The organism is Aeribacillus sp. FSL K6-2848, from assembly GCF_038004325.1.
Classification (GTDB): Bacteria; Bacillota; Bacilli; order Bacillales; family Aeribacillaceae; genus Aeribacillus; species Aeribacillus composti.
Window position 1 is genome coordinate 3611483 of the sequence record NZ_JBBOQQ010000001.1, and the last position, 24941, is coordinate 3636423.

A 24941-nucleotide genomic window follows, 5' to 3' on the forward strand; every position below is an offset into this window, starting at 1 on the left:
CGATTGTTTGAGAAAAGATAGGGAAAATCTGTTCAATATAAAACGATGTTCATAATTCTTCCCAGGCGTAGAAAATTGAGTGGGCGAACTGCAAATGCCAATCTTAAAAAATAACGATACATCGTTAACGGAATTTTACTCTTCCAACTATATTTAATATTCTCTCTTCTCTATACGGATAATCCAGTTATAGAGAAGTTGATAGTATTTATGGAGATTGCCAAAAATTTCAACAGCTAGCTCTTCATTGTATGTATGAACTGTCAAATTCCGATCATCTACCATTTTTAATGCAATGATCGTTTCCTCATCAGATAAAATTCCAATTTCCCTGCTTGAACGAATTACTCCTTTAGGTGAACCGACATCAATTCCTTCTTTATCATATAAAAATTGTTTTACTGCTTTCCAACAAGCTTCAAAACTAAACACAAATCGCTGAATAGCTGCATCCCGTTCAACTTCCGTTGGATTCTCTAGGAGCAAAACCTCTTGGAAAGCACGAAGAGCTTTTAAAGCAAGTTGAATACGTTCCTTTAACCGTTCCATAAAATTCCTTCCTTTTTCACTTTTTCTTTCATAGCCTGATCGGCTTTAGATAAATCGACAAGATCTACTCTGTACGGTAATGGCGATTCCTCTATTCGTTCACGAAGTTCCACCCACTTAGAAATCGGAATAGCTGAATCTGCAGAAAGAGCGATGTCAATATCGGATGTCCTCTTTTCCTCTTTACGAGCCCACGAACCAAACAGATAGACTTTTACTGATTGATCATGTAATGTTTCAACAATTATTTTTTTCAAAAACGACAGTATCTGCTCCCGATCAGCCGAATTTAAATCCATTTTTTATCAAACCCTTTTTTGAATTTGAAAATGATTATACCATAAAATGTATCATAAAAATGATTTCCATAAGATAAAGCGAAGTATTAATTTTCATCTTTCGTTGCCGCTACTTCAATATATGAAGTATTATTTTCCTTTTTACCGTATATAATCTGTTCAATTATTCCTCTCCACTCTGGATTAATATCTTCCCATTTCTTCCCCCAGTTGGAATTTATAAAATGGTAAGCTTTATATGGTTTATCGGAACTTGAAGATTTGGTGTTATGTCAAGAAAACGGACACGTTAACAGAGAGAAATAGCTGAATTTATGCAGTTACTTTTCTCTGGTTATCGTAATATGCAGCTTCAAATTCACATGGCGATACATAGCCAAAGGCTGAATGACTTCTTTTGCGGTTGTAGAAGCATTCGATGTACTCAAAAATGGCTTGTTTCGCTTCTTTTCGCGTGCGGAATCGATTCAGATAAATACACTCTTTCTTGATGAGGCTATGAAACGACTCCATACAAGCGTTATCGTAACAGTTCCCACGTCTCGACATGCTCACTTGAAAATCATGTTCCTGTAAAAGTCGCTGATAGTCATTCGAAGCATATTGACTCCCTCGATCCTCCAGAATCCGAATACGTTTCTTCAGTTCACGAACTTCGTGGTCTTCGGATCGAAAAGTTTGGGTTTCAGATATTTCAGGTTCTTGCTTATATTTTTTCAACCAGCCATGAAGAGTATTAGCTCACGAGCCACTTGTGCAACGGATTTCGCTTCCTCCAAAATATAACGAACAGTCTGACGCTTAAAGTCATCCTCGTACCGCCTTTTTTTTTTGTCATGTAGACACCTCATTTTTTAGTCTATTATTACTATAATAATCTGTGTCTACTTTTTCTGTCCAATTGGATTACTTCTTTATCTCGTTATATCAAGGACTGTCTGCATATTTCTTCGATCGAAAATTTAGTAAATTTATAATATTTACAACAATTTAATCATTTGCTATATTTCTATATGATTATAATTTGTAGAATTACTGTTTAAACGAAAAAAAGAAAAATCTTCTAATTAAGCAACTGGGTGGTATTTGCGATTCTGAGGATTTATAACGCCCAAATATTAGCCTTTCTCAAATTATAAGACTTTGTGCAGATACGATATCAGCCCTTTAATAGGGGGGAGAAATCTATAAAGAAAATATTTCTTCTGAATGCAAGTATTTTATTGGTATTCGGTACTTATACACTTTACGTATCCAATAAAACAAATTGGGCATTACAAGTAATTGACTTTCAAAACATTGAAGGAACAGCTAGTAAACGCCCTATAAAAATAGCTCTTATTGATAGTGGTATTCAAGCTGAAAAAGCTAATGTGACAGTTGCGGAAACTTTTAATGGAAACGGTTCAAATGATTCTTACGGTCATGGTACTGCTATTGCAAGTATTATTGGCGCCAAAAAAAGTTTATTGAATCCTGTAGAAGGTGTATTTAAGAATGTTGTTTTTTATGATGCTAATGTTTTAGATGAAAATGGAAATGCTTCAATTTCAGATATTGTTGCTGCAATTGATTGGGCAATAAAGCATGAAGTGGATATTATCAATATGAGTTTTGGCATTCAAAAGGATGATCCAGCATTACACGAGGCAATCAAGAAAGGCTATGAACAGAACATTATTTTTGTTGCAGCTGCTGGAAATAACCTTGGATTTGAAGCGGACTATCCAGCTCGCTATCATGAGGTATTATCTATTAGCTCGATTGACAAAAACTTAAAACGAGATCCAACGGCTGCAAAAAATAAAGTTGACTATGTTACTCCTGGTATAAACGTACAAGCTGTAAAAATTAATAAAATGAGAGATAAAAGTCTTGATGGAACATCATATGCAACAGCTTATGCAACGGGAATTATTGCACAACTCTTAAGCGAGCAAAAAATAGATCGAACTTCTTATTTCAAGCATTTAAAAGACTACGCAAAACCTTTGGGCAAACAATCAGAATACGGAAATGGATTATTAACATTAAAAAAAGGGGATTAGAATGAAAAAACTATTGATTATCTCATTATGTTTTACTTTAAGTTTTTTAAGTATTGGACCAACTGCAAGTAATGTATATGCTGCTACCTCTGAAAATGAAGTTCCTGTATCTGTAGAAAGTAACATTCAAGAAGTTTTTAACTATGCAGCAGACGAAACAGAAGAAATTGTCCAAGAACTTGAAGAAGAGTTTAATACTGCTGAGGATACTGAACTAGAAGTTTCTAACTTAAATGTTCAGAATGATAGGATTATTATAGAAAGTAAAGTTTCAACATATAACTATGATGTGGATACTACTTTAGAAATACAACCTGAAGAGAATACTGCCCAGTATAACATTACATATGAAGAAAATGGGGATTTAATTGAAAAAGAGTATGATTTAAATATTAATGTTATAGATGATGAAAATTTTATTATAGAGTTTATTGATAAAGAAACTGGTGAAATCACAATTTATGATTCTTCAGTTGTATCTGCCTCAGCGGTTCCTTATGTTGCATATATTATAGGTTCTCAAGTTGTTCGTTTAGCAATTAAAGGTCTTGCGAAAAAATCTATTAAAGTTGCCAGTAACATGGGAAAAATTCTAAAGCACAATAGTCGAGGCGTTCTATTTGAAGGTAATGCTAGCAAAGGATGGAAACATATAAAGAATGGACATATTTTGGGCAAAGGTGCTAAAAAGGGCGATACATTATTCCCCAAAAACTTATCTGAATCTCAAATTAAAAATATTATTATGGAATCTTTACAAAAAGGTACTTATAAAGGTCAAGCAGCTAATGGTTATAAATCTTATGAATATAACCTAAATAAGTATGGTATAAATAAAATGAAAGTCATTGTTGATAAAGATGGTATGATTGTCACTGCGTACCCGTTGTCCGGAAAAAGTGTGATAAAAGTTAAATAATAAGGAGCAATCCTGTTAGAAGGATTTTCGGGGTCTTGAAAAAATAAAAGCCCTCTAGTATGATGCATGAGTGTCAACGCTCATTGACCCATCATCATACAGAGGACTCTATCATATGAATTTTAGTACAAACCATAAAATTAATCAAGTTCTTGAAAACACGTTAGTAATTGGCAGCGATATTGCCAAGCAGAAGCGTATCCTCAAACTGTAAATCAATAAAGTAATGTAAAATACTAAAATATATATCAGTAAAAATATTTTTTTAATAAGGTATAAACGGGTTAAACCGTTGATATCTCAACATTTAAAGAGGGAGTTATTATAATGAAAATATCTTTTTTTGTTGAATTATATGATGAAATGATTGGACAACCTTTTAATATAGATGACTATTTAGCCTGTCGTTTATCTATTTTTGTGCAGCAAAATGGGGAAAAAAAAGAACTTTGTAATTCCACTTTCCATGACGCCTTGCTTTTAGGTATGGGGAAAATTCTTTTGGAATTAAAAGAAAACCATACATCTTTTTCTAATGGATTTGAAACCTATGAAAATGCAATGGAATATACTTTAAACAAAACTGGTAAATTGCTTATTATTAAAGCCTACAGTGAATACGACAATACAACAGAAATCGCCTTTCAAGGTGAGTTTGAAGATTTTCTTACAGCTTTCTTTAAAGAATATGAACGCTACTTTAAAGGACTTCTTCAGAAGGATCCAAATGCCATTCAACACGATTCTGTTGAAATGATGGAGCAACAATTAAAAGCCTATAAAGAACTAAAAAACAAATATTAACTTACAATATTTAAAGGGAGTATGATTTAAAAAAGTTTTTGGGAGTATGAAATATTTTGTGTAAATGAATAGAATGATAAAAAAGGAAGACCTTTTCTTGATAGAATTGAGTTATCGCAAAAAATTCACAGAAAAGAGATCTCCCTATGAATCAGTTTACAACAGAGCTTGTCGATGCACTAGTCAAAAAAACAAGATATCACCGAGGTTTTCCGTACGCATTTAGAAACGGCAGTGAATACGTTACTTGCGACAGAACTAACATTCTTTTTAGACTTCGAAAAGTACGATCGTATCGGCTTTAACTCAGGTAATTCGCGCAATGGTTCTTATTCTCGTAAGTTACACACCGATTTTGGTGACCTAAATATCCGACACGTGATCTAATGGCGAGTTTAAACAACAACCGTGGCTCCATATAAGTGCTCAAACGATACGCTTGGAGCAACCGTCATTCTTTTGTTTCAAAAAGACATCACAATGACTGAAATTTTATATTTGCCTCATTTTGGGAAATCCTTAATAACACCATTTTTTAATCGAATAAATAATAATTTTGTTTATCTTGCTCATGATGATGGTTGGTTTTGTAAATTATATTGTAATGACATTCTATAGTAATAAAAGGTCCATGGACATGTTTCCCAAACAGGCAAATTAGGCAGACATCAATTCTATCAACTCGAGCCATGTTGAATGTGTGTCGCAGATAGTTTTGAGGAAAAATTAAGCAGAAAGAGCCGAAAATCTGTAACCCGAGTTCGACAGTTTTGAGGCCATTTTAGGCAAATGAAAATGGCCAAAATGCTGTTATATCAAAGATTTCGCGATGCGGATCCTAGAAAAAAACACTGAATTTCATAGGCACACGACTTGTTTATTTTAACTTTTAAAACAGCTGAATATCGGTTATAATATAGGCATGTACATACGGCGAGTAACACGCAAAAACAAAGATGGAACGACCGTGGCGTATCTCCAGCTTGCTCACAACGAATGGGATCCGAAGGCCAAATATGCGAAAGCGAAGGTGATTTATTCGTTTGGGCGCGAAGACGAGGTGGATCGCGCTGTCTTGGAGCGTCTGGCCAAAAGCATTTCGCGATTCCTTTCTCCTGAGCAGGCTTGGGAAATCGAGACGTTGACAGGAGAAGTGTCGGATGACTTTCAGTTTCAATCAAGCAAACGCCTTGGTGGCACTTGGCTTTTGGATCAGCTCTGGATACAACTGGGATTGGGAGAGATTCTCCACTCCTTGTTTGCCTCCCGACATCATCAGATTCCGTTGGAACGGCTGATTTTTGCCATGGTGGCGAATCGTGCCCTTCATCCGTCAAGCAAGTTGGCGATGGAGGAGTGGGTGGAGAAAGACGTGTATATCCCTCACCTTTCTCAAGCCGCCAGCCACCAGTTGTACCGGGCGATGGATGAACTGTTGGCCGTGCAGCCGGAATTGGAACGTCAAGTGTTCCATGCTGTGGCCGATTTATTGAATTTGGAAGTCGACTTGATTTACTTCGATACGACTTCGTCGTACTTCGAAGTGGATCCCTCTGAAACACCGGAAGGAGAATCGCTTCGAAAACAAGGATTCTCGAAAGACAAACGCCCAGACTTGGTTCAAATCGTCATTGGGCTGGCTGTCACCCGGGAAGGAATCCCGATTCGCGCTTGGGTATGGCCTGGCAATACGATGGATATGACGGTCATCAAACAGGTGAAACAAGACTTGATTGGCTGGAAGCTTGGGCGTGTGATCAGCGTGATGGACCGCGGATTTTCGTCTGAAGAGAATTTGCGAATCTTGCAACAGGCCGGGGGACACTACATTGTCGGCGAAAAAATGCGGTCCGGCAAAACCGCCGTCGAAGAGGCCCTAAACCGTCGCGGGCGCTACCAACAAGTTCGCGAGAACTTGCATATCAAAGAAATCATCGTGGGCGACGGAGAAGCGCGTCAGCGCTATGTTCTCGTGTACAATCCCAGCGAAGCCGAACGCCAACGCAAGGAACGGGAAAAGCTGCTCGAATCGCTGAAAGAGGAGTTGGAGGGGCTTCGCCAACTCCCCAATGAAGCTCATCATAAGGCCACCTGCCGGCTGCGTTCCCATCCGTCCTACGGAAAATACTTGCGTCAATTGAAGGATGGAACGCTTCGCATCGACAAGCAAGCGGTTCGTGAAGCGGAAACGTACGATGGCAAATATCTCATCCGAACCTCCGATGACACCTTGTCTGCCGAGGATGTCGCGCTCGGGTATAAGCAACTGGTGGATATCGAGCAGGCCTTTCGGACGTTGAAATCAACACTCGAGCTGCGCCCCATGTATCATCGCTTGGAAGACCGTATCCGGGCGCATGTGCTGCTCAGTTGGCTGGCTCTCTTGCTGGTTCGGATCGTGGAGATCCGAACTCATGAATCGTGGCCGAAAGTAAGAGACGAATGCGAGCGTCTCATGCTTGGACATTTTTCTTCAAAAAACGGCGACCTTTATCAACGAACCGAACTGACGGCCAAACAAGCGCTATTCCTTGCGGCTCTAGGGCTGGAACCTCCTCCAAAGATTCTAGGCATCCACCCTCGCACCTAGATACACGCCCGAAGTGTGCCCAAATGCCTCCGATCCCTTTTGTATCAAGGGGCGAGAGGCATTTTGTTTGCCTAGTGACTGTCGAACTCGGGTGTAAAAGATTTTCGGTGTTCCATCTGCTTTTATTTCAATTCTTCTAACAAATCGGTGTAGCATTTCCTCTGTTAAATCATTGAACAAAAGGTATTTGTCTAACTCGGCTTTTAGCTTAGCAATTTCCTCATGGATATTTTTACTTTCCAATGAGTGTTGTAATTCAGTCTTTTGAGCAGACAGTCTTTTCAATTCTCTATTGATTTCTTCAATAGCCCGTTGATAATCAGCTTTAGTAATGATTTCATTTGCTAACAGGTTGAGAAATTTACTTTTTCTTTCAACTAGCCGTTTCATTTCCCTTTCAATGCTAGCTAGCTTTTTGTTCGTCGTTTTCTCGGCTCTCACCGTTTGTTGTTCTAGTTTCTTTATTAAACCTTCTTTACTGATTTCCCTTGCGTATTTTTTTAGATCAGAAAGGATAATTGATTTAAGGCCACTTTCTTTAATAGCATGGTGACTACATTTTTTGCTTCCATGCCTACCGTATCCCCCACATATATATCCCTTTCGATTTTGTCTGTACCACATGCCTGTTCCACAGTCTGCACAAAAAGCAATATTAGTAAATAAATGCTTTTTAGGAGCAGTTATGTCCTCTTTCTAATTTTCATTTGTGCTTGTTGTTTTTGCTCACATAAAATTGAGCCACTTCGCTCATGAAAACGTGAACCACTCCATTTCCATCGAAAAACACCATCTTGATATGGAGTGAGAGGCATGATAGGCTTGTTGCCTATCGAAACACTTTGATGTGTCGCCTTTCGAGTGAAATCATGCCTCTGGAGGCTCCATGTCAAGACACTCCAGATTTACCATTTGCCAATTTCGAAGTGACTCACAAGTATGTAATCGGAGTGGCTCAAAATTCAATTATCAAATACACTTGTACAGCTTCAAAATCTTCTCTAAGATAATGGCAGGGTGGGAGTTTGATACAATTACTTGATTTTCAGCAGACACTTTCTTTCTCCCTTTTATTGAACGGATAGAAGTAGATAACAACCAAAATGTTAAAATTTACCACAAGCTTACGCCGATTTAGTGTGTAAAAGTTTAAACACGCTCAATCATTTTTTAACACTAGCCGTGAAACACACTCCACATGCGCCGTGTGCGGGAACATGTCGACGGGCTGGATGTATTCGACTTTGTACAAGCTGGAAAGAAATTGAATGTCTTTTGCCAGGGTGGACGGATTGCATGAGACGTAAACGAATCGTTTTGGCTTCACTTTTTTGATTGTTTTGAGAAACGCTCGGTCGCAGCCGGTGCGGGGAGGGTCGACGACGACAACATCTGGGCGCCAGCCTTCTTTTGCCCATTTTGGCATCCATGTTTCTGCTTTGCCTGTGACATATGTTGCATTTTTGATCCCGTGTTTTTCGGCGTTTTTTTTCGCGTCGCGGATGGATTCTTCAATGACATCCATTCCTCTGATTTCTGCTGCATCCTTTGCCAGCCACAAGCCGATCGTGCCGACGCCGCAATAGGCATCTACGATTTTTTCGCTTCCTGTTAAACCTGCTGCTTTTTTGACTTCGTCATAAAGTTTGACCGTTTGCACCGGGTTAAGCTGGAAAAAAGCGCGGGCGGAAAGTTCAAAGGAAAGGTCGCCCAATGTTTCTTGGATGACTTCTTCACCTTTTAACAAAACCGTTTTGTCGCCGAAAATCAGCGATGTTTTGCTTCCATTTATATTTTGCATGACTGATTTTACTTCCGGCGCGCGCTTCATGATCTCCGCTGCAATCAGTTCTTTTCGCGGCAATTCTTCCGCTTTTGTAATGAGGACGACTTGCACATGGTTCGTTTGAACGCCGGCGCGTACGACGATTGTGCGAACGATGCCCGTCCGTTTTCGCTCATGGTAAATCGGAATGTGAAAATCCTCCAGTACTTGTTTTACCGTTTGGGTAATTTTATCTGTCAGCGGGTGCTGGACCATGCAAGAGTGAATTGGAACAAGCTTGTGTGAATTCGCACCATACAGGCCTGCTATCACTTGCTGTTTTTCATTTCCGAGCTGAAATTGACTTTTATTGCGGTAATGCCAAGGGTCGTCCATACCGATTGTCGGACGGATGTCGAGGGCGTCAACCTCTAGGTTCGTATGGCGCTCAAGCGCTTGAATGACAATGTCCCGTTTGGCAGCAAGCTGCTGTTCATATTGCAAATGCTGCAATTGGCAGCCTCCGCATCGGTCATAATAGATGCAGGGCGGTTTCACACGATGAGGGGATTTTTTCCGTATTTTTTTAATAACGGCTTCTGCATAATTTGGTTGGATATTCTCTGCTTGAACGACCACTTCTTCCCCGGGCAAAGCTCCCGGGACAAAGACGACTTGTTTCTTAAAATACCCGACACCTTCTCCGTTAATGCCAAGCCGCTTAATGGTCAGCGGAAATTGCTGTCCCTTTTGAATCGTCACAGATGCCGGTCTATTTTTTATCTTCATTTCGCTTCTCCCCGTCTCTTTTCGATGCTTCGCCATAAATAAAAAGCTGCATAGCTTAAATAAGGAGCCCACTCGCGGCTGTAGTTTTCCATTTCTTCTTTTGTCGGTTTCTTTTCCAGTTGAAAATAATGCTTGATCGCATTTTGCAAGCCGATATCAGCAGCAGGAAACAGATTCGGCCTGCCCAGCCCAAATAAAAGAAAATTTTGCACCGTCCACGGGCCGATGCCGCGCACTTGAACCAATTTTTTCATAATATCATCATCGCTCCATTCATGGAAGGCCTGAAGCGGCAGTGCTCCTTCTGCAATCAGTCTGGAGGTATCAATAACATATTCCGCTTTTCTCATGCTGAATTTCAGCGCCCGCAAATCCTCATAGTTCAATTTGGCTACTGTTTCCGGTTTGGGATAAAACCATACATTATCTACTTGAAAACCAAAAGTTTGCACAAAAGCGGTCGTCAACTGATAGGCAAATGATAAATTTAATTGCTGATGAATAATGCATTTCATTAAACAAGCATACGGATGAAAATCTAGCACGAGCGGCGTCCCTTCATGCTCTTGAAAAAGCGGAGCAAGGTTGGTTTGCAGGAAATGATCTTGAATGGTTTTAAGCGAATTCTTCCATTGAAATATGCGTGTCAGCTCATGGATGGCTCGTTCTTTTTGTTCATCCTGTTCCCCTGATATTTCAAATATTGGGTTTTCCTTCGATCCGATTGCTTTTACAGCGGCAACAAAAGGTTCTTCTTTTTCACTATAAAGAGGAACAAGGACGGTTCGCTTGTGCACGTCCACCTTGTTCAACGGATCAAGTGAAAGGCGCTCTAACACGCGGTCGAAGTCATACGGCGGCGCCGCTTTTATCGTCACTTTCCACATGTTTTTACCGACCTTTATCGTATTTTTTCGGAGCTATTATATCACATAATCCGCTTCTATTAATAAAGAAATGGACTTTCAAACATTTTCTCCATCACTAGATCGTCTAAGCTTTTAAAAGTATAGCCTTGCTGTTTTAAAGTTTTAATCGCTTCATCAAGCGCATCAGCGTTGTCTTTTGATACGGTGTGCAGCAAAATGATCGCGCCCGGATGAATTTGATTGATAATGTTGTCGTATGCATATCGCCAGCCTTTTTGTTCATTCACCTTCCAGTCGACAAATGCAAGCGACCAAAAAATATTGCGATAACCGTATTTTTCGGACAATGCAAGTGTGCGTTCGCTAAAAATGCCCCTTGGCGGTCTCACATATACTGTTCCTTCTTGGCCTGTAAGCTCCTTTACTTTGTCGCTGACGGCATCAAGCTCCTTCTTTATTTTATCAGCACTTATTGTCGTCATATCAGGGTGGCTCCATGAATGATTGCCGACAATATGCCCTTCCTTCACCATTCTCTTTACAAGATCAGGGGCTGTTTTTAAATAATGGCCTGTTACAAAAAACGTCGCATGTACATCGTGCTTTTTCAGTACGTCCAAAATTTTCGATGTATAGCCGTTTTCATAGCCATTATCAAACGTTAAATAAATCTCTTTTTTGCTGGGATCTCCTAAATAAAACGCTCCATATTTATTTAAAAGTTCATTCCATTCTTTCCCGGCATCAGGAGGCTGATGATTATTGTTTTTTTGAAAACCCCAATGAATCGGGTGATTGCTGACAGCAGCAGAGGCGCAGCTAAAAAAAGAAAAAAATAACAAGACAGAGCAATATAAAATCCGGAAATAATTCAAGCTGTGAATCTCCTTTCCATTATTTTTACTATTAGTCTTTATCCGTTTTTAGGAATTATGCTCCATCTTGATTTCAAAAAAATACCATAGCTAATCATCTGGCTATGGCATTGAGTTTAATATTTAGCTAAATACCGGCTCTTTAAATTGAGAAAGCTTTTCTAATGACGATTTTTCAATGTCTTCATGCAGGCTGTTGCCGTGTGAATCCATTGTGACAACGGCCGTGAAGTCTTTTACGCGCAAATGCCACATAGCTTCTGGAATTCCAAACTCCAGCAAGTCAACACCTTCAACCGCTTCGATGCAATCCGCATAATATTGAGCAGCACCGCCAATCGCATTCAAGTATACTCCGCCATGCTCTTTTAAAGCTTGCAGCGTTTTTTGCCCCATGCCTCCTTTGCCCATTACCGCACGGATGCCAAATTTTTTCATAATATCCCCTTGATAAGGCTCTTCGCGAATGGAAGTGGTCGGCCCAGCCGCTTTCACTTCCCAATTGCCGTTTTCATCTTTTAACATGACAGGTCCGCAGTGGTAAATAATTTGACCGTTTAAATCAACCGGCGCATCATGATCCATTAAATATTTATGGATGGCATCCCTTCCTGTGTAAATGATTCCGTTGATGCGAACAACGTCGCCGACTTTCAGCTCGCGGATTTGTTCTTCTGTAATTGGCGCTTGCAGCGTGATGACACGTCTTTCAGAGTCCGTTGATGCTAAATGTTCTTCTTGTGCAGCATTTTCTTGAAAATCAACATCTTCTCCATCTTGATAAAGCCATTTTATGATTTCACCCGTATTTGGATCGATATGCACACCTAAACGGCGGAATGCCCAGCAGTTGTATGCGACAGAAACAAAAAAGCTTGCAGGGATTCTGTGCATTGCGCCGACTTTGCAGCCTAATAAAGTGGTTTCCCCGCCAAATCCCATCGTTCCGATGCCAAGCTTGTTCGCATTTTCCATAATATATTCTTCCAATTGCCGCAATTCTTCGTTCGGATTTACGTCATCGACTTCGCGGAATAATTGTTCTTTCGCTAAATCGTACCCCGCTGAACGGTCTCCACCGATTCCAACTCCAATGAATCCTGCGCTGCATCCTTGGCCTTGTGCTTGATATACCGCATGCAAAATACATTTGCGGATTCCATCCAAATCTCTCCCGGCTCTTCCCAATCCTTCTAGTTCGCACGGCAGGCTGTATTGAATATTTTTGTTTTCGCAGCCGCCGCCTTTTAATATTAAGCGAACATCGATATAATCTTTTTCCCATTGTTCAAATTTTACGACTGGAAGCCCTTCGCCCAAGTTATCGCCGGAATTTTCTCCAGTGAGCGAATCGACCGAGTTCGGGCGAAGCTTCCCGTCCTTCGTCGCTTGAGCGATCGCTTTTTTTATTGTTTCCTTTATTTGAATTTGATTGATACCGACTGGCACTTTAATTTTAAATGTCGGCAATCCGGTATCTTGGCAGATCGGCGATACATTTTCATCTGCCATTTTAATATTTTCGGTTATCGTGGCAAGCGACATCGCAGCTCTTGTACCAGCATTTTCACGCTGCTTCGCCTTCAAAATAGCGCGGCGGACATCCTTCGGCAATTTTGTAGACGTTTCCACAATTAATTGATACATACTCTCATATAATTTTTCCATCCCGCTTATCCCCCTTACATTCAGTCAAAAAACTCCCACTTAACACAATTTTTATTATACTTCTTTTAATTTTGATTGGAAAGGCATTCACGTGCTGATCATTTTTTAGGGGGATAAGGAGAGTGTTTCAACATTCATTGCAGCAGTTAAAAAAGGTTCAGCTTGCGAATTCTATCAACCGCTTCTAAAAGCCTGCTCTCATCAACTAATAAACCAACGCGTATGTATCCTTCTCCATATTGCCCGAAGCCGTTTCCTGGCGCAACGGCGACATCTGCTTTTTCAAGCAAATAATCGGCAAACTCTTCGCTAGTAAAACCTTTCGGAACAGGGAGCCAGGCAAAAAATGACCCTTTCGGAGCTTGAGCGTTCCAGCCAATTTGCTGAATAGCATTGATAAACGTATTTCGGCGGTTTTCATAAAGGGAGACAAGCTCCTCTACACACGACTGATCGCCTGTTAATGCGGCAGCTGCTGCTAATTGTATTGCTGGAAAAAGGCTGCAATATAAGTGATCTTGAATAAGATTAATACTTTCAATGATATTCTGGTTCCCTACAGCAAATCCAACGCGCCAGCCGGCCATATTGTAGGTTTTCGACAATGTGTACATTTCAATGCCGATGTCCTTGGCTCCTTCCGCTTCAAGAAGGCTGGTCGGTTTTTTGCCGTCAAAGCCGATCGCACCGTACGCAAAATCATGGACAACGGAAATTCGATGCTTCTTTGCAAACGTAACCGTTTCCTCAAAAAACTTAAGATCGGCCGTTGCTCCTGTCGGATTGTTCGGGTAGTTTAAATACATCAATTTTGCCGCTTCTTTATCCTCCAACGGAATGGCGTTGTAATCAGGTAAAAACCGATTTTCTGCCAACAGCGGGAACGTTTTAAATTGAGCCCCGGCTAAAACAACGCCTGATAAATAGTCTGGATAACCCGGGTCGGGCAATAGCATTAGATCTCCTTCATTTAATAGGCACATCGGCAATTCAACAAGTCCAGTTTTCGTACCGAATAAAATCGCCACTTCTTTTTCCGGATCTATATCGACTCCGTATTGTTTCTTATAATATTCACTAGCCGCATGTTTTAACTCGATCAGACCTGAAAATGGTGAATATTTATGTGTTTTCGGGTCTTCTGCTGCGGTTTGCAGCGCTTTGACGATATGCGGGGGAGTCGGCTGGTCAGGATTTCCTTGTCCTAAATTAATAATATCTCTTCCTTCGGCTACAGCGTTATTCACTTTTTTCACAAGGGCAGAGAAAAATTGTGTTGGAAGCTTTTTTAAACGTTCTGAAATCTCCACTCTAATCCACCTTTTTTTATAAAAATAGTTGAAATTATCATAAAAATTCTATAGTCTTTATATAAAAATGTCTAGGGGCTGAAAATCATGAAAGTTGCTTGTATACAAATGAATATCATTTTAGGCGAACCGGACCAAAACTATGAAATCGCTCAAAAAAATATAATAGAAGCAGCAAGCCATCAAGCGGATACAATTGTTTTGCCTGAAATGTGGAATACAGGATACGCCCTTGATCAGCTTGATGAGCTTGCAGACAAAAATGGAGAAAAAACAATTGAGCTGCTGACATCCCTTGCTAAAACATATCATGTCAATATTGTCGGCGGTTCAGTTGCAACGAAAAAAAACGGACAATTTTTTAATACCATGTACGTTGTCGACCGATTCGGAAATATCACCGCTGAATACGACAAAGCCCATCTGTTTAAATTGATGGATGAGCATAAATTTATGAGTGCCGGCCAAAAAGTAAATATATTTGAGCTGGACGGCATCACTTGCGGTGGTGTTATTTGTTATGACTTGCGTTTTCCGGAATGGATTCGCACCCATGCATTAAAAGGTGCAAACATTATGTTCATTCCTGCCGAATGGCCGAAAAAGCGAATTGACCATTGGCAATTGCTTCTCCAAGCACGGGCAGTTGAAAATCAAATGTTTGTTGTAGCAGTAAACCGGGTCGGAGCGGATCAAAATAATGAATTTAATGGACACTCAATGGTCATTGCCCCTTGGGGCGAGCTTCTTGTTCATGATCAAACAGATGAAGGAATTTTTTACGCCCAACTGGATCTTCAAGAAATCGACCGTGTAAGAAAAACCATTCCTATTTTTCAAGAAAGACGTCCGGAATTATATTTCGAATAAAATTTTACACCCCTTAAAAGAATGTGAAAGCATTCCCTTTTAAGGGGTTTTTGTATGAAAAGGCAATTAAACGCTTTTCATGTGTTTTAAACTTTTGGTAAAGGGTGGATAGGCAATCCCTTTTTCTGTAATAATTGCCGTAATGAGTTCATGATCGGTCACGTCGAATGCCGGATTATATGTTTGCACATTTTCCGGCGCCATCGGTTTTTCATACCATTTTGTCGTGATCTCCTCTGCTTTTCTCACTTCGATCGGTATATGTTCCCCTGTCGGACAATCTAAATCGATTGTTGAAAGCGGAGCACAAACATAAAACGGGATTCCATAATATTTTGCTAAGATTGCCACTCCGGAAGTTCCAATTTTATTGGCAGTATCTCCGTTTGCGGCAACTCGATCACACCCGACTAAAACCGCTTGTACTTTTCCCTCCTTCATCACAATGGATGCCATGTTGTCACAAATTAACGTTACATCCACACCAGCTTCCTGCAATTCCCATGCAGTTAGACGTGCACCTTGAAGAAGCGGTCTTGTTTCATCTGCAAAAACTTTGAAATGGTAGCCTCTTTCTTGGCCTAAGTAGATGGGAGCTAACGCAGTCCCATATCTCGCCGTCGCAATTGTTCCTGCATTGCAATGGGTCAGAAGACCCCAGCCGGGTTTTAATAATGACAGGGCATGCTCCCCAATCGAATAACAGACTTGCTCATCCTCATTACGGATATGTTCTGCTTCTTCCTTCAGTGCGTTTTTAATTTCCTCGATGCTTTTGTCTTTTTCTACTTTCAGTCTATCCTCCATGCGATCTAAAGCCCAAAATAAATTCACTGCAGTCGGCCGCGATGAAGCCAAATACTGTTTGATTTTTTGAAAATCATCCAAAAGCTGTTCATAAGTCGACGCTTTTGATTGCTTCGTGCCTAAATAAACACCGAATGCAGCAGCAATTCCGATCGCAGGCGCTCCTCTAACCTTCAAATGGTAAATGGCTTCCCATATTTCTTCTGGAGTAGAAAGATGCAGAAATACTTTCTCATTCGGCAATAGCGTTTGGTCAAGTATGATCACCGTATTGTTTTCATCATCCAGTTGTACGGATTGAATGGCTTTTACTGCTGTCATATAACTTTTCCCCTTCAATAAATTTGCGGACACTTTGTAATAAAACATTCACAAAGTCGTCGCCTGTACGAATGTTTGCACGTTCAAGAATAAAGGTTTTACCAGCTGTTAAACAAATTTTTTCAGCCAAAGCTCGGGATTCTTTATTTTCAATTGACGTGATGTCTTTTACATGGGCGATCCCAATAATTCTTCTGCATAATTCAAGTCCGGCAGCGGCTGAGGCATCCTCAAGGATGGAATTTAAATACCATTCTTTAAAACCAGGTGCACTTGCAGTTCTTTCTTTTATATTCTCATCCCAAGCATGTAAAAATTTATTTGTAAACAGCTCTATTACGTCTGAGATTGTTTGTTGAATATATTGCAAGTAGTCTTCCTTTGTTTCTTGATCTTCAATTGTAAAGCTTGCATTTACATAGGCGAAAAAAAGGTTTGCAATCACATTCCCAATATCGAACCCAGCAGGTCCATAAAAAGCAAACTCAGGATCGATTATTTTTGTTGAATCTTCCTTTATAAAAATGGAACCGGTATGAAGGTCGCCGTGGAGGAGGGACTGTGCTTTTGTCATAAAATCAAACTTCAGTTTAGCTGTTTCCAATGCAAGCTTTGAATCATTCCAAATTTCTTCACGGATGAATTCTCTCGTTTCTGGAAATACATCATTTTGCTCACAATCGTAAAAAGGTTCTGTATACACGAGATCTTCTGTTATTTCACATAATTCTGGGTTTGTAAATTTTTGCACCAATGCTTTCTTCTCTTTATGATCGATAACGGCATCTGAAGTAAGCAATAAGGTGTTGACAAGAAACGTTGTAATATGGTCGGCAAACAAAGGAAATTTTTTATGTTTTAAAAGAGCTGTCCTCATAATTTCATGGTCAGATAGATCATCCATCACACAACAATTCATAATCGGATCATACGAATAAACCTTAGGTACAAATCCAGGCGCTAATTCCCCTTGCAGCTTCAATGCTTCGCTTTCAATCCGATTGCGATCTGGCGAAACTTTAAAGGCGTCTGAAATACGTGCAACCGGACCAGCTTGTTTAATAATGACAGACTGACCGCTATTTTGATCAACGACTCGAAATACATAATTTAAGTTGCCATCGCCAATCTCTCGGCATTCCAATTCTGCGTTTTGTTCAAAAATATCGAGTTTTTTCTGTACATATTCGATGACATCTTGCTCAGTCATCGTAAAATATGTTGTAAAATCCTTCAAAAAAATTCCCTCCTCTATCTTTATTTGTCATAAAGCGAAAAAAGAGTCTTTCATAATATCCATTCACAATATGGGGACGACATTATTACAAGACCACTTCGTCACCTGCTTGTAAAAGCGATTTCGGCAAATGCTCCAAATGGATTCGGATTTCTAGATCCAAAGCAGCCGCCGCATCCATTAAATAGAGGGGGCTGTCTAACAAGTCGATTTTCCGGCTTATAGACGCCCCTTTAATGTTTTAGAAACGTTGATATATCAATGCTTATGATGTTTCGTTTTCAGTAGATTTTGACTTTCTAAGACAGCCCCTTCCCAAAAATATAAATCTGCATCATTTATTCTTGATTTTCCCCATCCCGCCATAATACTTGATAATTTATCTGTGTTTACTTGGTTTTCAAGTGAAACTATATCCTCTTGTAACATGAGACAAGCCTATTTTTGTGGTGCTCTTCAGCTGCAAACTTCTTCGCTAAAATGTGTAAACCTATTAAAACCGGGTCAGCAGCCGCTGTGGTATTTTCATAGTTTTTTTGCATTCAGGAACATTGTTCACTGAGCTGGATGATTGTGTATCCGAAGAGCAGACAGTTATATGAAAAAGATGATGTTAAGCTTGCAGCTGTGAACGTTTAAAGCCGCTTTTTCATAAATTCTTTAAAAACTTAATTTACTTCTTCTTTTTCGTAAACAGGCACCCAGCCTTCTTCTGACACAAAGATGCGGATCGCAACAACTTTTCGGTCATCAGCTAATGTGAAATAGTGGCGTCTGCCCTCTGGAACAGAAATAAGGTCTCCCGGATTAAGATGCACTTCAAAAAATTTTCCGTCCTGTCCTTGAATAACAAAAATTCCATGGCCGCTAACAATAAAGCGCACTTCATCATCTGTATGATGATGTTCACGCTGAAAATTTTTCAGCAGCTCTTCAAGGTTTGGCGTATGATCTGCTAAAGAAATGACATCCCAAGCTTTGTAGCCGCGTCTTGCTGAAATATCTTTAATTTCATTTTCAAAAGATTGTAAAATCGTTTGTTTTTCCTCATCATTTAAAAGATATTTCTCTTTTAAATGCTCTGGTAATTTGGCAATATCCCATTGCTCGTAAATAACACCTTGTTGATTTAAAAATGAAATCACTTCCTCTTGATTGCTGATAACTTCGTTTGTTCCTTGAATTTTAATCGTTGTCATGTAAAATACCTCCTTAAAATGTTTAATTATTTAAAGCTCCTGTACTCGCAAGGAGACCGGCTTTTGCTTGAATAAGAGCAAGCTGATACTGAAATAAAAATTCACAAGCTTCTAAAATTTTCTTTGCTTCAAAGCCATCTTTTCCCCATACAGTAATTCCGTGGTTGCGAATAAGAACTGCCCCTTTATCCTCCTCCACGAAATCGCCCAAAGTGCTTGCTAATGTAGGAATATGGGCATAATTATAAATAATCGGAATCTGTAATTCTGCATCTTCCTCCCAGCGGTCAAACGCTTTTATCAGTTCTTGTCCTTGAAATACAATTTTCCCAGCGTCACCATAAAGTTCAGAGATGACATTATTTGCAACCGTATGTACATGCAGGCTGCAGCCGGCTTTGCTTCTTTTATATATTTCGCAATGCAACAGCGTTTCTGCCGAAGGCTTCAGCTGTGTTGCGCCTACAGGATTTCCTTCTCCATCAACAAGCAAAAAATCTTCCTTCGTTTTTTTTCGTTTATCTTTGCCGCTTGCGGTCACAAGAAACTGAAGCGGGGAATCTTGAACTTTTATGGCTAAATTGCCGCTTGTCCCCATAAACCAATCCCTCGCAGCAAGCTCCTCTTTAATCTCCGCAAGCTCATGAACACGAGTTAAAACGACACTCATTTTGCGCCACCTTTTTCTTCTATGAAATTTGTTTTGTTTATTGTCTTCTCTAAAATGTCAATACAGTCGTAAAATGTTTCGAAAGATTGATAAGGAATAGAAAATTCTTGACATTTTTTTGATAAATAATCACGTGCAATAACTGTATCTGCAATCTTCGCGGCTTCTAAATCTGTGACGGAATCCCCGATGATGATGGAATGAGTGTCAGCATTTGCAATTTGCCGAATAATTGTCGGTTTGCAGCACCCACAATTTTGGTTGGGACATTTTTCATCACACGTATAAGGCCAATGAATGGTGATCGTTTCTCCGCTAAAATCCGCTTTATTGCAAAACAGTGCGGTAATAGAATCAAAAGGCTGCAACAGCGGTTTAATAAAAAAATCGATTCCGCCGCTGACAATGTATAAAGGAATGTTCATGTTTTTCGCATAATGAACAAAGTCGCGAAATCCTTCCCTTATTTCTGCAGTTTCTAAAATATAGTGAATGATGTCACCCTTTAAAGAAGATGGAAGAAGTGCAAACATCTTGCCGACTCCTTCCTGAATACTAATCGACTGGGAAAGGACGCCATCCTTCAATTGCTCCCACTCTTTTGGAGCGAAACGCTTCATGATGCTAACGATGTTATCTTTTTTTGTCACCGTTCCATCAAAATCACAAAATATTACTGGCTTCAATTGGACGGTGCCTCCTTCCATCCCCAGAGCCGAATTGCTTTTTGTAATTCTATGTCTTCAGCTGCTTCATTAAGGGGAACACCCCGGGAAACAGCGTCAACTGCCTGACGGAAAGCTTTTCCTCCGCCTTTAGCACCTTGCGGGTGACCGTGAACACCGCCTCCTGCATTAATGACGCAATCTTTTCCAAAATCATGAATTAAAATGGGAACAAGACCCGGGTGAATGCCAGCAGATGGAACAGGAAAAACTGGTTTTAAAACTGATTCCTTCACCAATTCTTCTTTCACTTTTAAAACTTTGTCACGCTCCAATGCAACGCTGCCATATGGTGAAGGGAACAACGAAAAATCTGCTCCAGCAATTCTTATCAATTTTCCAAGCAATAAGGAATGAGAGAGCCCATATTTTTCGGATGAAGTAAACGATCCGCTAAACGCCGGATGAGCCATAATTGGGAGGGCGATTTCATCATCTTCCCTTAATGCTTGCAGCACATCGAGGCCATATGTAAAAACATTAAATAGCAAAATATCGGCACCTAATTCTTTTGCTTTTCTTGCCTTATCTTTCAATTCAAATGTTTTTCCCGTCAAATTGACCGCATACAAAGTTCGGTGCCCTTTTTCTTGATACACGTTATCAAGAACTTTTTTGCCTTCCTTTATTCTTGTTTCAAATGATGTGAGCGAATTTTCAAAAAGTATTTCGTCATCCTTTACTAAGTCGACGCCCCCGAGAGCCTGCTCCCGCAATTGGGCAAGAAGGTAATCCATATCACGTCCAATTACACCTTTAAAGATGCTCATCACTAACGGTCTGTCGTAAACGCCAAGTTTTTCTCGTAACCCCTGAATTCCAAATCGAGGACCTGGAAAATACCGAAAGATCTCATCGTCAAACTGCAAATCTAGTAATTTTATTTCTCCATCTAGTGATAATTTTCCAAAAGTTGTCGTTAAGATGGCAGGAATGTCTTTAGAAAAGTTTTCTCCCGGAAAGCGAATGTGAAGCTGTGCAATCGTTTTGCCGGAGGATGGATCCTCGCCTGTTTCTTTTATTTCAACCACTTGTCCTTTATGCTTTTTTAACTGCTCTTGCACTAAAAGAGGAAGGTCAGTCCACGAACCTACCGTTAATCCAAGAGCAATGCCTTCTGCTTTTTTTTCTAAATCTTCTCGTTTCGCAATGATTTGGTATACTGCTGTTACGTGACCCATTTTTTCAATCCTCTTCATTAAATATTGTTATATAAATAAAACCTCTTCAATAAGAAGAGGTTTTTTGTCAAAACAACTTCTTATCTTTCAACATCTCTGTTGGGAGAATTAGCACCGTGCTCATCATATGAGTCGGTTGCCGGGCTTCATTGGGCTCATCCCTCCACCTGCTCTTGATAAGAGTTTTATTATTAACTTTATAATTCTTATTCATTTACTTGGATTATGCCACTATCCTTCCACCCTGTCAACACTTTTTTACATCATATTCGATTCAAATTCGCTTACATTTTTCTGATGGCATGCTACAATTATTTAATGGTGCAGTTTAATTAAAGGAGAAATGATTTTTATGGAAACTTATACAACCCTCAAAAAGATTACTCCTTCCTATGATCCTTGGGAAGCTTATTTAGATATGAAGGAATACGGTGAATTAACATTATCAAATATAGAATTTACCACCACCACAATCTGCAATATGCGATGTGAGCATTGCGCTGTAGGATACACTTTATCTCCGAAAGATCCGGAAGGGCTGCCGCTCGATTTACTTTTAAAAAGGCTAGACGAAGTGCCGACATTGCGATCCCTTTCGATTACCGGCGGGGAGCCGATGCTTTCGATAAAATCTGTGGAAAATTATGTCGTTCCCATTTTAAAATACGCACATGAACGCGGGATACGAACCCAAATCAATTCCAATTTAACATTGGACTTGAAACGCTATGAAAAAATTATCCCGTATTTAGATGTTTTGCATATTTCCCATAACTGGGGAACAGTCGATGATTTTGTTGAAGCCGGATTTGCAATGATGAAAAAGAAGCCTCCATATAAAGAACGTGCAAAATATTTTGAACGAATCATTGAAAACTCTAGAGCTCTGGCTGAAGCGGGAGTAATTGTTTCAGCGGAGACGATGCTGAATAAACGGACGGTTCCTCATCTTGAAAAAATCCATAGACAAATTGTAGACGAAATGAAATGTCAACGCCATGAGGTGCATCCAATGTATCCAAGTGATTTCGCTAGCAATCTTGAAACGCTCAGCTTGGATGAGATACGCGAAGCAATTCATAAGCTTTTGGATATCCGCGACGAATCAGTGTGGATGCTGTTTGGAACACTCCCGTTTTACGCTTGCAGCGACAATGAGGAAGATTTAGCATTGCTGAAGCGATTGAGAGAAAGCAAAAACGTGACTGTTCGAAATGACCCTGACGGCAGATCCCGTCTCAATGTCAATATTTTTACAGGGGACATTATTGTGACAGATTTCGGCGATGTACCGCCGCTTGGAAACATCAAAAAAGATACTCTTTTATCAGCCTATGAAAAATGGATGCAATCCCCGATTGCCCAACAGCTGAATTGCCATTGTCCAAACGTAGCGTGTCTTGGACCGAATCTTTTAGTGAAAAATAGTTATTACCGAGACTTAGATTTTACAAAAAGAAAAGCGCGCATATAAATAAAAGGGCTTGGGCTTCTTTCGGCAATATATTTGCCTTTCGCCCGCCCTTTTCTATTATCTAGGCTGATTGGTAATAAGAAAGTGGAAGGATGCCCGATCCTGCACAGGAATCCATGCTCCAATGCCTTGTTGCGTAACATTTTTGACAACAATTTGCTTCTTGCTTCCCTTTAACATTAAATACACTTCTCCGTAAGTGACTTTTCCTTTTTCGTTGACAGCGGGAACGTATGCGTATAAATACCCCATTTTTTTCGGCGGGATATTATATACTTGATTTTTTTTCGTCCCGAAGCCGACAATTGTTTCAAATGCTAGCGGCATTTTCGATTTCTTTGCCGCCTTCATCAGCATCATTTTTTTGACATCTTTATGATCAGAAATTCTAGCGGTTAATCCTCCTTTAACCCGTTTTTGCGCCTCCTGTTTATAGCTAATTTGAACGGGCGACTTACCGCCTCGATTGTCAAAAAAGTTTGTATTGATTTTTTGATACTCCCAATTGACTGTTGTTTCCTCAGATTCATAATTCAATGCCCACCGTCCCAAGTAAATGGCGGCTCTATATCCTATGGCGGTTGGAGAAGGTGTAATGGAAGACTCATTTAACATTTTAATTAAAACAGGATTTTCAATCGGGACGTTGGATGTTTTGATTAACTCTTTTGTTAATTCACTTGGCTGTAAATAAGGAAGATTTTGACTCGGATTTGGATACGTATTTTCTTTTGAAATATCCATCACCGATTTGGGGATAGTTGGTGCTTCAGCGAAGCTTAAGCTTGAAAAAACCGATGCAAGCATGACTGAAATAAATAACGTCATTAGCTGTTTCATGTGGTTATCTCCTTTCAAGTAGCCTTTGCTTGTAGTTTTTTCAAGCTATTTGTATTTTATCCGCAAAATATCTTCCTATAATAGATAGAAGCCTATCCCCATGATGACATAAGCAGCAAGCAAAGTAGCCCCTTCAAACCAGTTCGTATCGCCGTCATTGGAAATTACAATCATGAGCAGTACTCCTGTCGCCATGGCAATCAACTCAGGAAGTGTAAAGACGAGCGGCATTTTTTCTGAAAACAGAAGCGAAATTAATACAAGCAAAGGCGCAACAAACATGGCAATCTGCAAGGTTGATCCGATGGCGATTTCAACCGCTACATCCATTTTATTTTTGTAAGCCATAATAATCGCAGACGCATGCTCCGCTGCATTTCCAACAATGGCAACGACAATTACCCCAATAAATAATTCACTCCAGCCAAGTTCATGTGCGACCGTTTCAAACGTATGTACAAGATTTTCCGAAACATATGCAACCGCAATTGTTGCCAAAAACAAAATGATGGTTGCGATCTTGCCAGACCATTCCGGGCTTTCGTGTTCTTCGATCTGCTCCTCTTTTTTCTGATAAACTCCCCGATGGGTTACCAATTTAAAAAACAACGCGGCTAAATAGAGCCCGATCATAATGATGGAAATGCCAATGCTTAACGTCAATGTGTCCGTATCATTCATTGTTTGTGCAAACACTTCTGGAATGACAAAGGCAACAATGACCGCAAACATTAACAATCCAGAATTATGTCTTGCGTCGTATTCATTAAACTTCTGCCGCTTGTACTTTAATCCACCAACAAAAAACGATAAACCTGCAACAAGCAGCAAGTTGCCGATTACAGAACCTGTGAGAGATGCTAAAACAACTGAAATTAAACCTGCTTTTAACGCAAAGATTGAAATAATGAGCTCAACAGCGTTCCCAAAAGTCGCATTCAACAGTCCGCCAATTCGTGGACCTGCCACAATCGCCAAGCTTTCTGTCGCTCTTCCCATAAAACTGGCAAGTCCGATAATCGTTAAACAATAAATTGCAAATAGAAGCAGTGCATTCCAATGCATCAAACTGCCAATAACGGACAACGGCAATCCAACAACAACCAAGATCGATAATATACGATTGAACATA

Annotated in this window: 25 protein-coding genes, 1 pseudogene and 1 riboswitch; of the genes and pseudogenes, 7 read left to right on the top strand and 19 right to left on the bottom strand. The window is 39.9% G+C overall.

The features are described 5' to 3' along the window. Positions 1-153: 153 nt before the first annotated feature. From NSS70_RS17475 to NSS70_RS20935, 4 genes are all read right to left on the bottom strand, one after another. Entirely contained in the window at positions 154-549 is a 396-nt protein-coding gene (locus tag NSS70_RS17475) for an HI0074 family nucleotidyltransferase substrate-binding subunit (RefSeq protein WP_340882066.1), read from the bottom strand. Beyond that, the gene (locus NSS70_RS17480; protein WP_130158900.1) at positions 537-848 is read right to left on the bottom strand and encodes a nucleotidyltransferase family protein; all 312 of its coding nucleotides are present in this window, start codon (positions 846-848) and stop codon (positions 537-539) included. Before NSS70_RS17480 ends, NSS70_RS17475 begins: the two co-directional genes overlap by 13 nt. Before the next feature lie 312 nt (positions 849-1160). Next, complete coding sequence (locus NSS70_RS17485; RefSeq protein WP_340882068.1) at positions 1161-1568, bottom strand: IS3 family transposase; 408 nt, start codon at positions 1566-1568, stop codon at positions 1161-1163. Further along, positions 1565-1699 (bottom strand): transposase, encoded by a 135-nt coding sequence (locus tag NSS70_RS20935; protein WP_445290589.1) that lies wholly within the window; start codon positions 1697-1699, stop codon positions 1565-1567. The genes NSS70_RS17485 and NSS70_RS20935 overlap by 4 nt, the downstream gene beginning before the upstream one ends. 372 nt (positions 1700-2071) lie before the next feature. Here NSS70_RS20935 and NSS70_RS17490 point away from each other — a divergent pair, with 372 nt between their 5' ends. The 5 genes and pseudogenes from NSS70_RS17490 to NSS70_RS17510 all read left to right on the top strand — a co-directional run bounded on the left by NSS70_RS17490 (position 2072) and on the right by NSS70_RS17510 (position 7209). Further along, complete coding sequence (locus NSS70_RS17490; protein ID WP_157727859.1) at positions 2072-2896, top strand: S8 family serine peptidase; 825 nt, start codon at positions 2072-2074, stop codon at positions 2894-2896. A gap of 1 nt (position 2897) precedes the next feature. Continuing rightward, a complete protein-coding gene (locus NSS70_RS17495) occupies positions 2898-3815 on the top strand; it encodes an SAR2788 family putative toxin (RefSeq protein ID WP_094244484.1) in 918 nt (305 codons plus the stop codon). 327 nt (positions 3816-4142) lie between these two features. Then, the gene (locus NSS70_RS17500; protein ID WP_066247761.1) at positions 4143-4619 is read left to right on the top strand and encodes a hypothetical protein; all 477 of its coding nucleotides are present in this window, start codon (positions 4143-4145) and stop codon (positions 4617-4619) included. A 146-nt stretch (positions 4620-4765) separates the two neighbouring features. Then, positions 4766-5111, top strand: a pseudogene (locus NSS70_RS17505) (transposase); the annotation flags it as partial. A 430-nt stretch (positions 5112-5541) separates the two neighbouring features. Further along, complete coding sequence (locus NSS70_RS17510) at positions 5542-7209, top strand: IS1634 family transposase (protein WP_340882070.1); 1668 nt, start codon at positions 5542-5544, stop codon at positions 7207-7209. Here the strand turns inward: NSS70_RS17510 and NSS70_RS17515 are convergent. From NSS70_RS17515 to NSS70_RS17540, 6 genes are all read right to left on the bottom strand, one after another. After that, complete coding sequence (locus NSS70_RS17515; protein WP_340882564.1) at positions 7186-7896, bottom strand: recombinase zinc beta ribbon domain-containing protein; 711 nt, start codon at positions 7894-7896, stop codon at positions 7186-7188. The genes NSS70_RS17510 and NSS70_RS17515 overlap by 24 nt on opposite strands. A gap of 472 nt (positions 7897-8368) precedes the next feature. Further along, positions 8369-9763 carry a 23S rRNA (uracil(1939)-C(5))-methyltransferase RlmD gene (rlmD, locus tag NSS70_RS17520; protein ID WP_130156880.1) on the bottom strand — a complete coding sequence of 465 codons (1395 nt, stop codon included), beginning with the start codon at positions 9761-9763 and terminating at the stop codon, positions 8369-8371. Continuing rightward, the gene (locus tag NSS70_RS17525) at positions 9760-10650 is read right to left on the bottom strand and encodes a DNA-3-methyladenine glycosylase family protein (RefSeq protein WP_340882072.1); all 891 of its coding nucleotides are present in this window, start codon (positions 10648-10650) and stop codon (positions 9760-9762) included. Before NSS70_RS17525 ends, rlmD begins: the two co-directional genes overlap by 4 nt. Before the next feature lie 59 nt (positions 10651-10709). Continuing rightward, a complete protein-coding gene (gene pdaA / locus NSS70_RS17530) occupies positions 10710-11507 on the bottom strand; it encodes a delta-lactam-biosynthetic de-N-acetylase (RefSeq protein WP_327856984.1) in 798 nt (265 codons plus the stop codon). 123 nt (positions 11508-11630) lie between these two features. Then, a complete protein-coding gene (locus NSS70_RS17535) occupies positions 11631-13175 on the bottom strand; it encodes a fumarate hydratase (protein WP_094244479.1) in 1545 nt (514 codons plus the stop codon). A gap of 146 nt (positions 13176-13321) precedes the next feature. Next, on the bottom strand, positions 13322-14485 hold the full coding sequence (locus tag NSS70_RS17540; RefSeq protein ID WP_339210374.1) for a pyridoxal phosphate-dependent aminotransferase: 1164 nt from the start codon (positions 14483-14485) through the stop codon (positions 13322-13324). Positions 14486-14572: 87 nt separating this feature from the next. On the opposite strand from NSS70_RS17540, the gene NSS70_RS17545 reads away from it, so the two are divergent. Beyond that, a complete protein-coding gene (locus NSS70_RS17545) occupies positions 14573-15355 on the top strand; it encodes a carbon-nitrogen family hydrolase (RefSeq protein WP_340882074.1) in 783 nt (260 codons plus the stop codon). Between the two features lie 66 nt (positions 15356-15421). On the opposite strand, the gene mtnA is transcribed toward NSS70_RS17545, so the two are convergent. From mtnA to NSS70_RS17580, 7 genes are all read right to left on the bottom strand, one after another. Beyond that, positions 15422-16483 (bottom strand): S-methyl-5-thioribose-1-phosphate isomerase, encoded by a 1062-nt coding sequence (mtnA, locus tag NSS70_RS17550; protein ID WP_063386758.1) that lies wholly within the window; start codon positions 16481-16483, stop codon positions 15422-15424. Further along, positions 16443-17720 (bottom strand): S-methyl-5-thioribose kinase, encoded by a 1278-nt coding sequence (gene mtnK / locus NSS70_RS17555; protein WP_340882075.1) that lies wholly within the window; start codon positions 17718-17720, stop codon positions 16443-16445. Before mtnK ends, mtnA begins: the two co-directional genes overlap by 41 nt. A 258-nt stretch (positions 17721-17978) precedes the next feature. Beyond that, entirely contained in the window at positions 17979-18149 is a 171-nt protein-coding gene (locus tag NSS70_RS17560) for a hypothetical protein (RefSeq protein WP_340882076.1), read from the bottom strand. A gap of 239 nt (positions 18150-18388) precedes the next feature. Further along, positions 18389-18919 (bottom strand): 1,2-dihydroxy-3-keto-5-methylthiopentene dioxygenase, encoded by a 531-nt coding sequence (locus tag NSS70_RS17565; protein ID WP_339193354.1) that lies wholly within the window; start codon positions 18917-18919, stop codon positions 18389-18391. Between the two features lie 22 nt (positions 18920-18941). Next, positions 18942-19589, bottom strand: coding sequence for a methylthioribulose 1-phosphate dehydratase (locus tag NSS70_RS17570; protein ID WP_339197486.1), 648 nt, complete (start codon positions 19587-19589; stop codon positions 18942-18944). Next, complete coding sequence (locus tag NSS70_RS17575; RefSeq protein ID WP_186439276.1) at positions 19586-20275, bottom strand: 2-hydroxy-3-keto-5-methylthiopentenyl-1-phosphate phosphatase; 690 nt, start codon at positions 20273-20275, stop codon at positions 19586-19588. The genes NSS70_RS17570 and NSS70_RS17575 overlap by 4 nt, the downstream gene beginning before the upstream one ends. Beyond that, positions 20272-21495, bottom strand: coding sequence for a 2,3-diketo-5-methylthiopentyl-1-phosphate enolase (locus NSS70_RS17580; protein ID WP_340882078.1), 1224 nt, complete (start codon positions 21493-21495; stop codon positions 20272-20274). Before NSS70_RS17580 ends, NSS70_RS17575 begins: the two co-directional genes overlap by 4 nt. A 77-nt stretch (positions 21496-21572) precedes the next feature. Then, a riboswitch (SAM riboswitch) is annotated at positions 21573-21678 on the bottom strand. A gap of 169 nt (positions 21679-21847) precedes the next feature. Between NSS70_RS17580 and yfkAB the strand changes: the two genes are divergently transcribed. Next, entirely contained in the window at positions 21848-22969 is a 1122-nt protein-coding gene (gene yfkAB, locus NSS70_RS17585) for a radical SAM/CxCxxxxC motif protein YfkAB (RefSeq protein WP_063386763.1), read from the top strand. Between the two features lie 57 nt (positions 22970-23026). Here yfkAB and NSS70_RS17590 read toward each other — a convergent pair whose 3' ends face one another. Both NSS70_RS17590 and cax read right to left on the bottom strand, forming a co-directional pair. Next, positions 23027-23776, bottom strand: a complete 750-nt coding sequence (locus NSS70_RS17590) for a YfkD famly protein (RefSeq protein WP_395994375.1) — start codon at positions 23774-23776, stop codon at positions 23027-23029. 108 nt (positions 23777-23884) lie between these two features. Next, a complete protein-coding gene (gene cax / locus NSS70_RS17595) occupies positions 23885-24940 on the bottom strand; it encodes a calcium/proton exchanger (RefSeq protein ID WP_130156871.1) in 1056 nt (351 codons plus the stop codon). Between the last annotated feature and the right edge of the window lies 1 nt (position 24941).

Excerpts from the sequence above, each read along its gene's own strand:
- cax (WP_130156871.1), bottom strand. The coding sequence starts at position 24,940 with ATGTTCAATCGTATATTATCGATCTTGGTTGTTGTTGGATTGCCGTTG.
- mtnA (WP_063386758.1), bottom strand. The coding sequence starts at position 16,483 with ATGACAGCAGTAAAAGCCATTCAATCCGTACAACTGGATGATGAAAAC.
- NSS70_RS17565 (WP_339193354.1), bottom strand. The coding sequence starts at position 18,919 with ATGACAACGATTAAAATTCAAGGAACAAACGAAGTTATCAGCAATCAA.
- NSS70_RS17580 (WP_340882078.1), bottom strand. The coding sequence starts at position 21,495 with ATGGGTCACGTAACAGCAGTATACCAAATCATTGCGAAACGAGAAGAT.
- NSS70_RS17525 (WP_340882072.1), bottom strand. The coding sequence starts at position 10,650 with ATGTGGAAAGTGACGATAAAAGCGGCGCCGCCGTATGACTTCGACCGC.
- yfkAB (WP_063386763.1), top strand. The coding sequence starts at position 21,848 with ATGGAAACTTATACAACCCTCAAAAAGATTACTCCTTCCTATGATCCT.
- NSS70_RS17475 (WP_340882066.1), bottom strand. The coding sequence starts at position 549 with ATGGAACGGTTAAAGGAACGTATTCAACTTGCTTTAAAAGCTCTTCGT.
- rlmD (WP_130156880.1), bottom strand. The coding sequence starts at position 9,763 with ATGAAGATAAAAAATAGACCGGCATCTGTGACGATTCAAAAGGGACAG.
- NSS70_RS17590 (WP_395994375.1), bottom strand. The coding sequence starts at position 23,776 with ATGCTTGCATCGGTTTTTTCAAGCTTAAGCTTCGCTGAAGCACCAACT.
- NSS70_RS17560 (WP_340882076.1), bottom strand. The coding sequence starts at position 18,149 with ATGTTACAAGAGGATATAGTTTCACTTGAAAACCAAGTAAACACAGAT.
- NSS70_RS17545 (WP_340882074.1), top strand. The coding sequence starts at position 14,573 with ATGAAAGTTGCTTGTATACAAATGAATATCATTTTAGGCGAACCGGAC.
- NSS70_RS17480 (WP_130158900.1), bottom strand. The coding sequence starts at position 848 with ATGGATTTAAATTCGGCTGATCGGGAGCAGATACTGTCGTTTTTGAAA.
- NSS70_RS17500 (WP_066247761.1), top strand. The coding sequence starts at position 4,143 with ATGAAAATATCTTTTTTTGTTGAATTATATGATGAAATGATTGGACAA.
- NSS70_RS17495 (WP_094244484.1), top strand. The coding sequence starts at position 2,898 with ATGAAAAAACTATTGATTATCTCATTATGTTTTACTTTAAGTTTTTTA.
- NSS70_RS17535 (WP_094244479.1), bottom strand. The coding sequence starts at position 13,175 with ATGGAAAAATTATATGAGAGTATGTATCAATTAATTGTGGAAACGTCT.
- NSS70_RS20935 (WP_445290589.1), bottom strand. The coding sequence starts at position 1,699 with ATGAGGTGTCTACATGACAAAAAAAAAAGGCGGTACGAGGATGACTTT.
- NSS70_RS17510 (WP_340882070.1), top strand. The coding sequence starts at position 5,542 with ATGTACATACGGCGAGTAACACGCAAAAACAAAGATGGAACGACCGTG.
- NSS70_RS17570 (WP_339197486.1), bottom strand. The coding sequence starts at position 19,589 with ATGAGTGTCGTTTTAACTCGTGTTCATGAGCTTGCGGAGATTAAAGAG.